Genomic DNA, 12,825 nt, shown 5'->3' with positions numbered 1-12,825 from the left:
CGCTCAGACATTTTTGGAGTTTGTGGTGATTTGCCTGAGAATATTGTCACAAATGACTGCTGTAGCCACCGCGACGTTGAGGGATTCCGCATTTCCAAACCTTGGAATGGTAACCTTGTGTTGGATGAATTTTTCCAATCGGGCAGAAATGCCCTTGGATTCATTTCCCATGACCAATATTCCTCCGTTTGGGAATTTCGATGTGTAAACAGACTCTCCTTCCAAAAAAGCCCCAAACAATGGCAACTTAGATTGGGGAAGATACGCTTCCAAATCAGTGTAGAAAAAACGGATTCTGGTGAAGCTTCCCATACTGGCCTGCAGGACTTTCGGATTGTACAAGTCTGCCGTTTCGAGACTCATCACGACCTTTTTGATCCCGTACCAATCGGCTATCCGGATTATGGTCCCAAGATTTCCTGGATCCCGGACATCGTCCAAAGCCAAAACCCATTCGTTTTGTCTGACCGAAAATCGAGCATTTTCCTTCATTTTGGCCACTGCCAAAGCCGAATCGTTGGCCTGAAGCGATCCCGCCATTTCCAAAGTTTTTTCCGTCACCTGATATGCTTCTCCCTTGTAATCGGCGATCGCCTTCAGGTGATTCCCAAAAAACCGATCGGTGTACAACAAATGAGTGACTTCAAAATCCGACTCCAGCAGTTCGAGGACACTTTTGGCGCCCTCTACAAAAAATGATTGCTCCTCAATTCGGAACTTCTTTTGTTGTAAGGATTTAATAAACTTAAGCGTATTTTTGCTTAACATCCGGGGAAACACCAAATAGTGAATAAAGCCAAATATATAAACTTTCTCGTGCTGCTGGTCTTGATTTCATCCTGTTCTTTGACCAAAGGACTGAAAGAAGGTGAATATTTGGTATACAATGTCAAGATCAAGGGAGTCAAAAAGAGCGATAAAGGCGCCCTTTACAACATGATCCGACAGACCCCGAATACGCGGATTCCCCTGATCAATACTTCCATCGGCGTCTCCATCTACAACTTTGGCGAGTGGACTTTTGACAGCACCAAACAACAAATCAAACGTGCCGAATACGAACAGGAGCGCCGCGAACTGATCCAACTCAACGAGGAGGGCGGATTGAACAAAAAACAGACAAAGCGTCTCAACAAGGTCAACAGCTATCTCGAAACCCTGGAGAAGCGGCTGGAATATGGGAATTTCTTCATGCGGACAGGCAACCCAAGAGTTGTCATGGACAGCAGCAAAACCATAGAGTCAGCCCAACAGATGCAGTTCTTGCTGGCGAACAATGGTTTTTTTGATGCAAAAACAGACTACAGGGTTACAACTAAGCGGAGAAAAGCGAGCATTGACTATCTTATTACAGAAGGCGAGCCCTATTTGATCGATTCTTTCTTTACCAATTCGGACGATCCAAAGATCTATTCGCTTTTGGAGAAATCAATCGGGGGATCCGAAATCAAGATTGGGAAAATCTATGAGCAAAACGCCCTTTCCCGGGAAAGGCAGCGTGTGGAAGATTTATTGAAGGACAACGGATACTACACCTTTTCCAAGTCCTACATCGAATACAATGTGTATGAAGATACAGTAGCGTATAGCGTAGTCGTGGAGCAGATCATCAGAAAACCTTCCTACGCCGATTTTCACCGGGTATATACACTGGATTCTGTTTTCTTTTCGGTAGACCCTCCCTCCTTGAATTTCATTGACAACAGTGAGGTGACTTATTTCCGCGACATCGAGTTTGATCTTTATGATGACCGCTATTCGGAAAAGATCATTTCCTCGCGGATCTTCTTGGAAAAGGGAGCCTTGTACAGCCGCTCCAATGTGATCGATACGCAACGGCAGCTGGCCAACCTCGATTTGTTTCGCTTTGTCAATATTGCGTTCGATACGGTTGGAAATACCTTGAGACCAAAAATCTTCACCCAACCCAACCAGAAATTCCAAATAACGAATCAACTTGGCGCCAGCATCACCGAGCAGGTGCCGGGACCATTTTTTAGCCATTCACTGAGAAACAGAAACCTGTTTCGGGGAGCAGAGATTTTTGAATTCTTCTTTCGTGCGGGGCTGGAAGGCGTGGTTTCCGCCACAGGTGAAGGCGGTGTCTTCAGGAGCCGGGAACTGAACACCTCTGCTTCAGTGATCTTTCCGCAATTCCTTTTTCCATTTGCAGCTGGTTCATTGGAAACCCTTGGGCGTTACAATCCGCGGACCCGGACATTGATTGGCTACAGCTACGTCAACAGGCCGGAGTATATCCGAGAGGCAATCACGGGTGCAGTCTCCTACAATTGGAACACCAGGAATTTTCGCCAGCAATATTCCGTCAATCTCCTGGACGCCAACTTTATCAGATCCAATCTAGACGATGCTTTCAGGGCTTTGCTCGAGGACCTCCAAAATCAGGGCAACAACCTCATCAACTCATTCCTTCCCTCCTACGTCAGCAGCATTTCGGGACAGGTGATTTTCAACTTCAATCAATATGGAGCATTTCAGAAAAACAAGGCTTCCCTTTGGAGGCTGTTTTTTGAGAGCGGCGGCACGACCCTCAATTTTGTCAGTGATGATTTTGTGGAAAACAGAAGTTTGGCCTATTTCCAGTTTTTGAAGTTCCAATCCGACTTCAGGCGGTACATTCCGATTACCAAATACCAGACTTTCGCCTACCGGCTCAACTTGGGTTTAGCAAGGCCATACGGTGTCAGCAACGGCGTCTTGCCTTATGAAAAATATTTCTTTGCAGGCGGCAGCACGGGCATCCGAGCCTGGCAGCCACGGCGATTAGGACCGGGTTCCAACACTCCGAACACCTTAGAAGACGGCTCGTTCGACTACAGATTTGAGCAGCCCGGCGACATACTTTTTGAGGGAATGTTTGAGTTGCGGACCAAATTGTACGGCTACTTTGACGCGGCCTATTTCATCGACTTAGGCAATACCTGGACCTTCCTCTTTGACCCGACAAGACCTGGTGCAAATTTCGAGTTCAACAGATTCTACAAGGAGATCGCCGTTGGCACGGGCATTGGTCTGAGAATGGATTTTGACTTTCTAGTACTTCGACTAGACATGGGCGTTAAAGCATTTGACCCCGCAAGGCCTCTTGGACAACGTTATGTCCTCAATCAATTTTTCAGGTCATTTCCCGGATTTCGTGGACAAACGGTTTTCAATATTGGTATCGGCTATCCATTCTAATTCTACCTGGGCATAAAAAAAGAGGCTTATCGGCCTCTTCCTGTTCTTTATTCGATACAATTTCTTAATAATACGGCGAGCAAAGTGTAATCTTCGATGGGTCAAAAGCCTGTGGATCATTGTTGTTGCTGCCGATATTTCCAGCTGTCAAGATGATTTGATACTCGGGCCCAGAGTCGGCTAAATGTACCTTGATATGTCCATTCAGTTTCTTGAAACTTTCAAAATCCAAGACCCTCCCATCTGACAAAGCGCCAAGCTGGGTGACACTGGTCAAATCCTTGATATTGATTGGATTAAGAAGGAACGCTGTCGGACTGTCGGGACTATCATAGGCTCCAAAATGCAAATGTGCTGGAAAATAGTAATCGGAACCGCCTTTTTCCCCTACCATTTCGATCCTGAGTTCCAAGCCTCCGCTTGTCAATTCCCTTACGGTTACCTTTCCGGTGTAATCAAAGTCAGAACTTTTGTAGAGATTGTAGCTCAATTCTTTGTTGGTGTAGACCGACTCTTCCTCCTTTTGGCATGAAGCTGCAAAGATCGTCAGGAGAAAGAAAACCGCTAACTTTTTCATATAACTGGTGTTTGTAATCAAAAACGCCCGAATTTGTCGGGAAGTTTAGAAGATTGTTAAATATATATAAATATTTTCAAGCCGAATGTGCAGCAAATCACATTCGCGCCACAAACCAATCCCCATGAGACTCTTTTCTGAGTTGTTTCTGAGACTTGACCAAAGCAACAAAACCTCCGACAAGGTCAATGCTTTGAAGGATTTTTTCCTTCGGGCAAGCGATGAAGACCGGATTTGGGCTCTTGCGTTCTTTACCCACCGAAGGCCCAAACGACAGGTAAATACCCGACAACTCAGAACTTGGTGTTGTGAAAAATCAGGCATAGCGGATTGGCTTTTTGAGGAAAGCTATCAATCGGTAGGCGATCTGGCGGAAACGATCGCCCTGCTCCTGCCCGCACCGAGTTCCTCACAGGAAATGTCCTTGGCGTACTGGACTGAGTTCCTTATCGCCATGGAACAATATCCCGAAGAAACAAAAAGAGATAAGATATTTTGGGCTTGGGACCAAATGGACAAGGATGAGCGGTTCATTTTCAACAAGATCATTACAGGCGGCTTTCGGGTAGGAGTCAGTCAGATGCTCGTCACGCAGGCCGTGTCGGAGGTATTCAAAAAGGAAAAAACCGAAGTCGCGCACCGCTTGATGGGAGATTGGAATCCGGCCAAGACGGATTTTCGGCAATTGCTTCTGGATGATTTCGGTAACTCAGACGGATCAAAGCCCTATCCCTTTTGCCTCGCACACCCCCTTGAAACGGAAACCGAATCCTTGGGCAGTCCAAGCGAATGGCTGGTTGAATGGAAATGGGATGGCATTCGTGGGCAGATTATCCACCGTAAGGGCGAGGTACATATCTGGTCGCGTGGGGAAGAATTGGTAACGGAAAAGTTTCCCGAACTGGTTCAAATGGCAAAAACTCTTCCCCTCGGAACTGTCTTGGACGGTGAAATCATCGCCTTTCAGGATGGGAGCCCCCTACCCTTTGCCGTGCTGCAAAAGCGCATCGGAAGAAAAACACTCGGAAAAAAAATCCTTCAAGAAGCGCCTGTGGCTTTCATCGCTTACGATGTATTGGAATGGGAAACCAAGGATTTGAGACAATCCGAATTAGTAAATCGTAGGGAGAAATTGGAGTGGCTGAAAGACTTACATGTGGATTCGAAATTGGTCATTTCAGAAAGGATAATAGCGGATTCCTGGGAAGAGTTGACGGAAATCAGGAGCCAAGCACGAACATTTATGGCGGAAGGAATGATGCTGAAGAGCCTTTCGTCTGCCTATGAAGTCGGAAGAAAACGTGGTGCCTGGTGGAAATGGAAAATCGAGCCGCTATCTATTGACGGTGTGATGGTTTACGCCCAAAAAGGCCATGGTCGGCGTGCAGACTTGTATTCCGATTATACGCTGGCAGTTTGGGACGGTGACCGCCTAGTTCCGTTTGCAAAAGCTTACTCAGGTCTGACGGACGCCGAAATGCGTGAGGTCGACCGTTACGTCAAAAACAATACTTTGGAAAAGTTTGGTCCTGTTCGTACCATAAAGCCGGGATTGGTTTTTGAGATCGCATTCGAGGGAATCCAGGAGAGCAGTCGACACAAGTCAGGCATCGCGCTTCGCTTTCCCCGTATCCAAAGGTGGAGGAAGGACAAATCCATCCAAGAAGCAAATACACTACAAGATTTGAAGGATTTGTTGAAGGCATATGGAAAATGACGACCTGAACGTAGGCATTCAATACTTCCGCAACAAAGGCTGGACCCCATTTGCTTTTCAGCTCGAGGCCTGGAGGGATTTTTTGGAAGGAAAGTCCGGACTGCTCAATGCCCCCACGGGTAGCGGGAAGACTTTTGCGCTGTGGTTTCCGCTCATTTTGGAATATATCAAAGAACACCCCAGCGATTGGCAAAAACCGAGGAAAAACGGCACGCTGATGATTTGGGTAACGCCACTTCGGGCATTGGCCCAGGATATCCAAAAAGCAATGCAAGAAGTCTGCGACCAAATCGGTCTGCCTTGGAAAGTCTCTGTACGCAACGGCGACACCGACAACAAAGAACGAACCTATCAAAAAAAGAATCCGCCAGAATGCCTCGTGACGACGCCAGAAACGCTGCATGTTTTGTTGGCCCAAAAGGAAAACCAAATACTTTTTCGTGACCTGCGTGCCATCATTGTAGACGAATGGCACGAGCTTGTCGGTAACAAGAGAGGGGTCCAGGTGCAACTGGCTTTGAGCTATATGCGTAGCATTTGCCCACAACCCATCAAGCTGTGGGGGATATCTGCCACGATAGGTAACCTGGAAGATGCCTGTAGGATTCTCTTGGGAAGAGAAAACACCCACATCGTCAAGGCGGACATTGAGAAAAAAACAGAAATCCATACGGTGTTCCCCAATGAACTGGAAAAGTACCCTTGGTCTGGGCATTTGGGCATCAAATTGATCGACAAAGTCCTGCCGATCATTGATCGCTACCATTCGGTCTTGCTTTTTACCAACACCCGGGCCCAAACTGAAATCTGGTACCACAAGATCATGGAAACCCGGCCGGATTGGGCCGGATTGGCAGCATTGCACCATGGCTCGCTCGATCAAGCGGTACGTACATGGGTCGAGGAATCGCTCCATGCGGGCAAGTTGAAGCTCGTCGTTTGTACCTCAAGCCTTGATTTGGGAGTCGACTTCAGGCCCGTAGAAGCAGTGATACAAATCGGAAGTCCGAAGGGTGTGGCAAGATTTGTACAGCGTGCAGGGCGTTCACGACACCAACCAGGTTTACCCAGCGAAATCTATTTTGTGCCGACCAATTCGCTGGAAATGATCGAAGCTGCGGCATTGAGAAGCGCCGTCGAAACCGGCGAAATGGAAAGTATCCACTGTCCCGAGTTGACCTACGATGTCTTGGTGCAGTTTCTGGTCACGCTTGCGGTTGGTGATGGTTTTCGGAAGGATGAACTTTTCCAAATTCTCAAACACACCTACTCCTTTCAGCATCTGACAGGGACAGCATACGAGTGGGCATTGAATTTTGTAACCAAAGGCGGCGAGACGCTTGGAGGCTACGAGGAGTTTTCCAAGGTCGAAATGGGTGAAGATGGGGTTTTCAGGATCAAAGACAAGAGAACTGCCATGCGCCATCGGCTTTCCATGGGTACCATCGTAAGTGATCCTATGCTTAAGGTGCGGCTGAAGAACGGCACTTTCCTCGGTATGATTGAGGAGTATTTTTTCTCCAAACTCAGGCCGGGCGATCGGTTTTTCTTTTCCGGTCGTAACCTGGAATTTGTCCAAATAAAGGACATGAGCGCTATCGTGAAGCTCTCGACTAAAAAGAGCTCCAATACCCCTTCCTACATGGGCGGTAGGATATCCCTTACCTCAAAGCTATCCGGGAAAATCCGGGAAATCCTGCGCGATGCCTCTCAAGGGATTTTTGCCTCAGAGGAAGTGCGATATGTTGCCCCTCTACTCGATCTACAGCAACGGCTTTCCACTATTCCCGATGATAATACTTTGCTGATCGAAAAGAATATTTCCAAAGAAGGCCACCACCTCTTCTTTTTCCCTTTCGAAGGCCGGATGGTCCATGAGATTTTGGGTAGCCTATTGGCTTACAGGATTTCGGTGAATTATCCGATTACCTTCAGCATAGCGATGAATGATTATGGATTTGAGCTGCTGTCCGATTCACCGATTCCAATAGAGGACATTTTGGAAGAAGACTTGTTTTCGGAACACAACTTAGAGGAAGATATTTTGAGGTGCGTCAATGAGAGCGAAATGGCGAAGCGGAAATTCCGGGATGTCGCTACCATTTCAGGTCTCGTGTTTCAAGGGTTCCCTGGAAAGCCCTTACGCTTCAAGCACCTCCAATCGAATTCCGGGATTCTATTTGGTGTTTTTGAAGATTATGACCCTGAAAATTTGCTTTTGGAACAGGCGCATCGGGAAGTCTTGGAAATGCAAATGGAACGAGACAGCATATTTGGAGCGATCCGGAAAATCAATCGGCAGCAAATCGTTCTCAAGAAACCCGGTCAGTTTACACCTTTTTCCTTCCCCATCATGGTCGATCGCCTGCGCGCCACACTGTCTTCGGAGTCATTGGAAGAAAGAATTGCAAAAATGAGGGCGCAAATGTTGGACTGACCTGTGTTCATCGGTCTGAAATCATTTTCTGTCAAAGGGGCAAACCTTAAAAAAAGGTTCTGAGTCAAGTCAAAAAAGTCGAATTTTGACTGGTCAACTTTTGGCAGGACAAGTAAATCGCCTTACTTTGGATTTTCATTCGACAATCAAAAAACGGCGATGCCCCTAAATCACCCCAATAAAACTGCAAGTCTAGCGGCGTGGATTATTCTGTCCTGTTTTTTGGGCATTTATCATACAGCTTTTGGGCAGAGCAATAAAGCGCAAGAGCTATACCAGCAATACCTGCAAACGAAAGACCTTAGGCAGAAACTGACAATCGTTTCGGATTTGGCTTGGGAGGTGCACCTTTCGGACTCTTCGAGGAAATACTACGAGGAAGCAATTGAACTCGCCAAGTTGCTCGAAAATCCCGAGTTGCATGCACAAAACCTCAACCGATTGGGAATCGCCTACCGAAATATTGAGCTGCAAGAGGAGTCCCTCAAGATGTATGAAGAGGCGCTTAAAGTAGCCAAAAGTTCAGGCAATCATAAGGAGGAAGCCTTTGCTCTCAACAATATAGCACAGATACATTACTATCAGGAGTCTTATGAGGATGCTATGGCATACTACGAGGAAGCAAAAGATATTTTCCTGAAAATCAATAATTTAGATGGACTTGGCTATACCTACACTGGAATGAGCGTGGTACAGACAAAAATCAAGAATTATCAGGAAGCATTGGCGCTAATCAACCAAGCGATTGAAATCCGTGAAAAACTGGCCGATGTCAGGCAAATCTTCATTTCGAAGATGAACCGTGGCCGGATTTACCAGCAGATGGGTGACTTGGAATTGGCAGAGCGCGATTTGAGCCAGTTTATGGAATATAGTCTGGAAAACGACAAAAGGGGTGCAATCTATGTGTTGGGTGAACTAGGCAACGTTTATTTTAAAAAGAAGAATCTACGGAAAGCTGAGGAAGTAGCTGCAAAGGCAATTGAAATAAACGAAGAAATCCCCGCTTCCGAAGCAATGATTACAGCTTATGGGCTCCTATATCAAATAGCCAATTTCAAGGGCGATACCGATGCGGCGAAGCAATACCTGGATAAGTTGGATGAGGCCCGCCAAACATTTACCGAAGAAAAGACAAAGTTGTACCTTTCGGGCATCATGGTAAGAAAACAGCGGGAAGAGATTGCCTCCCTAAACCGCGAAAAAGAGCTGATGGAAGCAAACCAGCGATTCAAAAGCTATGTCCTTTACGCGCTATTGCTAATGGCGTTTTCCTTTTTCCTTGCATTTTCAGTGTATTACCGATCCTTCAAAAGGGAGAAAGCCAGCTCGAAAATGTTGAAAACGAAGCAGGAGGAAATAGAAGCACAAACTGCCGAATTGGATAAGCTCAATCAGGAAAAGGATAAGATTTTCTCCATTCTCGCCCATGACCTCAAAGCGCCGATGGATTCACTTTGGGCTATGGTCAACCTCCTGAACGAACAAAACCTTACCAAAGAAGAATTTGAGGCCTATCTGCCGATTTTAAGCCAAAGCATCGGCAATAATTCGATTCTGCTGGAAAATGTGTTGGTATGGTCAAGGAGCCAAATGAACGGAATCCACGCCGAAATATCTTCTTGCAACCTCTACGCACTTGTAGAATCCAACATCAACTTTTTCAAAACGTCCCAATTTTACAAAGGCCAAAACCTGCAAAATTTCATCCCGAAAAACCTGGAAGTAGAGGCAGATCGAAACATGCTAGACATCGTGTTTCGAAACTTATTGACCAATGCCTTGAAGTTTACGGACAATGGTGACATGATTTCAATTTCAGCTGAGGATTCCGGTAGGTTTTATACGATCTCGATCGCTGACCAGGGCACTGGAATTCCGGAAGCGAACTTGGAGAAATTGTTTGGCAATCAATTTTTCTCAACACGCGGCACACATCGTGAAAAAGGTTCTGGTCTTGGACTGTTGCTCTCGAAGGAATTGATCCAGAAAAACAAGGGAGACATTTGGGTCGAAAGCCAAATGGGTTACGGCTCTACTTTCAGCTTTACGCTTCCAAAGTCCTAATTTGCACGCCAGAAATAAGGCGTAAATAGGATCAGGATTGTGAACAACTCCAATCTTCCCAAAAGCATGATGAAGGACAGGAATATCTTAGTGAATGGGTCAAAAAATGCGAAATTGTCTACTGGTCCTACCTCACCGATTCCTGGTCCAACGTTAGCCAAGGTTGTCGCAACGGCACCGAACGAAGTTAGAATGTCATATCCCATCAGGGAAACTACTATCGAACCCAAAACAAAAATCATCAAGTAAATCAACAGGAAGTTCATGATATGGGTAATGATCTTGCCTGTTACGCGTTCACCGTTTATTTTGAGGGGCACCACCGCTCTGGGATGAACAATACGCTTGAATTCGAGCCATGAATTTTTCACAAAAGTTAGGTGACGGATATACTTGATACCGCCACTGGTAGATCCTGCCGAAGCACCCAAAAACAAAAGCATGAAGAAAATCAAGGTCAAACCACTGTGGTAGGTTGTATAATCCGCCGTGACAAAGCCCGTGGTTGTAACAAGAGATATAACTTGAAACATCGTGTCCCGGATCGCTTTTTCCAAGTCCTGTTGCCCTGAATAATAATAAACCGGCAATGAGAGAAAGAATACAATCCCGATCAATGAAAACAGATACGCCCGAAATTCATCAGATCTCCATGCCCTGTGAAACTTTCCGGTCAGTCCAAAATACAAGACCGTGAAGTTTGTTCCAGCCAAAAACATAAAGAAGATTGCTACATATTCGATGAAAGGTGACTGGTAATAGGCCAAGCTTGCGTTTTTGGTCGAAAATCCGCCCGTTGCCATGGTTGTCAAAGCATGGTTGACCGCATCGAAAAAATCCATGCCCGCAATGCGAAACATTATGCCGGCCAGCACGGTGAGTCCTGTGTAGACATACCAAAGTCTTTTTGCGGTTTCCTGAATCCTCGGATGCAGTTTATCAGAGGTTGGACCGGGCGACTCTGCGACAAATAGTTCGATTCCACCAATTCCCAAAAGGGGGAAAATGGCCACTGTCAACACGATTATTCCCAAACCACCGATCCATTGGATCATGCTTCTCCAAAAAAGTATGCCTTTTGGAACCACCTCGATATCTGTCAAAATCGTCGCACCGGTAGTCGTCAGCCCGGAAACTGTCTCGAAAATCGCGTCGGGAATCGTACTTGTTGCTCCGCTCAGTAGAAAGGGAAGCATCCCAAAGAGTGTCATTAGGAGCCAACTTATAGCCACGATGAGATATCCTTCACGTTTGCGGACATTTTGGTCCTGCTTGGATAGAGAGAAGAAAAGCGTCGCACCGATCACAAATGACGTCGCAGCTGAAAGCAGCAAAGGGCCATGGTCTCCACTTTCGAAATAGAGGGAAAAAGCAATTCCGGGAAGCATGAGTGATGCCAAGAGCATCAACAAGCCTCCCATGATTTTCCCGATAGCTTTGTAGTGGATCATTTCAGTGGAAAAATTTCTCTAAAGCAGCCTTCGCCGCTGGCAAGGCCAAAATGATCGCCTTGTCATCGACGTTCAAAACAAAGTCGCCATCTGGAATAAAAACATCCTCGCCTCTAATGACACCCGCGACTATGGCGGTATCGGGAAAATGCAGCTCTTTTAGTGGCTTTTTGGTCACCCGATTGGTTTTCGCAACAGAATATTGGACAATCTCAGCATCCACACCATAAATGCCGGAAACTGATTCCACTTTTCCCTTTCTTAAAAACCGGGTGATTTGGTTGGCAGCAACAAGCTTCTTGTTGATGAGGGAATCCACGCCAATGCTATGCGAGATGTGGATATATTCACGCGTGTCTACATGCGCGATAGTTTTGTAAACCCCATGGTTTTTGGCGCTCAGTGAAGTTATGATATTGGTTTCGGAAGACTCGGTCAGTGAAATGAACGCCTGCATTTCCTCCAAACCTTCTTCAATCAAAAGTTCAATATTTTTGTAATCCCCATTGATTACCAGGGCATTATTCAGTCTCTCGGAAAGCCACTTACATCGTTCTTTGTCTTTGTGCACCAACGTAACCCGGTATTCGTCCTCGAGCTTAAGTGCAGTCGTGTAGGCCATATCGTCACCGCCTATGATCATGACGTTTTTGATGGTGATTTTCTTCTGGCCAAGTAGTTCGATGATTGATTCGACCGCGCGCTTGTTGGAAATGAAAAAAACATGGTCGTTGTTTCTGATGATTGTGCTTCCCCGAGGTATGATGGTCATCTGATCCCTTACAATCGCAACGATACGGATATCCTCAAAAAGCTCCTCATCGCTGATGTCCTGGATTTTCTTGTTCACCAATGGACTGTATTGGTCCAAGGTGATGCCGACAATATTCAGCTTTCCTCCTTCAAATTCAAAAACATCCGTGAAATTGGAGTTCTTGATCATCTTGAAAATCTCTTCGCTGCACAGCTTGGTCGGGGAAATGATATTGTCGATGCCAACATTCTTGAAGTACACTTCATGTTCTGGATCGAGGTATTCATGGTTCCTGACTCGAGCAATCACACGCTTTGCGCCAAGCTGCTTTGCCAAGGTGGCCGCGACAATATTTGTTTTCTCTGACGTCGTCACGGCCATAAACATGCTCGCATCTGTGACGTTGGCGTTGTTGAGTACCTCGATCGAGGTAGCATCCCCCACAAGGGTCAATACATCCAAATGGGAAGCTGCGTAATCGAGCGCATCCTTGTCCAGATCGATGAGGGTGATGTCTTTGTTTTCGTAACTCAGTTGCTCAGCTAGGTGATATCCCATATCGCCGGCACCTGCGATCACTATGTTCATTCCCATGTATAAACCTAAATAGTCAGGATTAAA

8 protein-coding genes are annotated in these 12,825 nt (G+C 46.2%); 4 read left to right on the top strand and 4 right to left on the bottom strand.

The features are described from left to right. Positions 1 to 3: 3 nt before the first annotated feature. Positions 4 to 768 carry an RNA methyltransferase gene (locus C943_RS13715; RefSeq protein WP_008628844.1) on the bottom strand — a complete coding sequence of 255 codons (765 nt, stop codon included), beginning with the start codon at positions 766 to 768 and terminating at the stop codon, positions 4 to 6. Positions 769 to 786: 18 nt separating this feature from the next. Here C943_RS13715 and tamL point away from each other — a divergent pair, with 18 nt between their 5' ends. Continuing rightward, entirely contained in the window at positions 787 to 3,201 is a 2,415-nt protein-coding gene (gene tamL / locus C943_RS13710; protein WP_040480689.1) for a translocation and assembly module lipoprotein TamL, read from the top strand. A 64-nt stretch (positions 3,202 to 3,265) separates the two neighbouring features. Here tamL and C943_RS13705 read toward each other — a convergent pair whose 3' ends face one another. Next, positions 3,266 to 3,778 carry a hypothetical protein gene (locus tag C943_RS13705; RefSeq protein ID WP_008628842.1) on the bottom strand — a complete coding sequence of 171 codons (513 nt, stop codon included), beginning with the start codon at positions 3,776 to 3,778 and terminating at the stop codon, positions 3,266 to 3,268. Positions 3,779 to 3,902: 124 nt separating this feature from the next. Between C943_RS13705 and C943_RS13700 the strand changes: the two genes are divergently transcribed. From C943_RS13700 to C943_RS13690, 3 genes are all read left to right on the top strand, one after another. Then, positions 3,903 to 5,495 carry an ATP-dependent DNA ligase gene (locus C943_RS13700; protein ID WP_008628841.1) on the top strand — a complete coding sequence of 531 codons (1,593 nt, stop codon included), beginning with the start codon at positions 3,903 to 3,905 and terminating at the stop codon, positions 5,493 to 5,495. Continuing rightward, on the top strand, positions 5,485 to 7,932 hold the full coding sequence (locus tag C943_RS13695) for a ligase-associated DNA damage response DEXH box helicase (protein WP_008628838.1): 2,448 nt from the start codon (positions 5,485 to 5,487) through the stop codon (positions 7,930 to 7,932). Before C943_RS13700 ends, C943_RS13695 begins: the two co-directional genes overlap by 11 nt. A 159-nt stretch (positions 7,933 to 8,091) precedes the next feature. After that, positions 8,092 to 9,999, top strand: coding sequence for a sensor histidine kinase (locus C943_RS13690; RefSeq protein WP_008628835.1), 1,908 nt, complete (start codon positions 8,092 to 8,094; stop codon positions 9,997 to 9,999). Here C943_RS13690 and C943_RS13685 read toward each other — a convergent pair. Then, entirely contained in the window at positions 9,996 to 11,450 is a 1,455-nt protein-coding gene (locus C943_RS13685) for a TrkH family potassium uptake protein (protein WP_008628834.1), read from the bottom strand. The two genes, C943_RS13690 and C943_RS13685, sit on opposite strands and share 4 nt — an antisense overlap. Position 11,451: 1 nt before the next feature. Next, on the bottom strand, positions 11,452 to 12,798 hold the full coding sequence (trkA, locus tag C943_RS13680; protein WP_008628832.1) for a Trk system potassium transporter TrkA: 1,347 nt from the start codon (positions 12,796 to 12,798) through the stop codon (positions 11,452 to 11,454). Positions 12,799 to 12,825: the final 27 nt, after the last annotated feature.

This window comes from Mariniradius saccharolyticus AK6, from assembly GCF_000330725.2.
GTDB lineage: Bacteria > Bacteroidota > Bacteroidia > Cytophagales > Cyclobacteriaceae > Mariniradius > Mariniradius saccharolyticus.
Note: the sequence above shows the minus strand (reverse complement) of the source record. Positions and strands in the feature narration are given on the sequence as shown.

Excerpts from the sequence above, each read along its gene's own strand:
- trkA (WP_008628832.1), bottom strand. The coding sequence starts at position 12,798 with ATGGGAATGAACATAGTGATCGCAGGTGCCGGCGATATGGGATATCAC.
- C943_RS13685 (WP_008628834.1), bottom strand. The coding sequence starts at position 11,450 with ATGATCCACTACAAAGCTATCGGGAAAATCATGGGAGGCTTGTTGATG.
- C943_RS13690 (WP_008628835.1), top strand. The coding sequence starts at position 8,092 with ATGCCCCTAAATCACCCCAATAAAACTGCAAGTCTAGCGGCGTGGATT.
- C943_RS13700 (WP_008628841.1), top strand. The coding sequence starts at position 3,903 with ATGAGACTCTTTTCTGAGTTGTTTCTGAGACTTGACCAAAGCAACAAA.
- C943_RS13715 (WP_008628844.1), bottom strand. The coding sequence starts at position 768 with ATGTTAAGCAAAAATACGCTTAAGTTTATTAAATCCTTACAACAAAAG.
- C943_RS13695 (WP_008628838.1), top strand. The coding sequence starts at position 5,485 with ATGGAAAATGACGACCTGAACGTAGGCATTCAATACTTCCGCAACAAA.
- C943_RS13705 (WP_008628842.1), bottom strand. The coding sequence starts at position 3,778 with ATGAAAAAGTTAGCGGTTTTCTTTCTCCTGACGATCTTTGCAGCTTCA.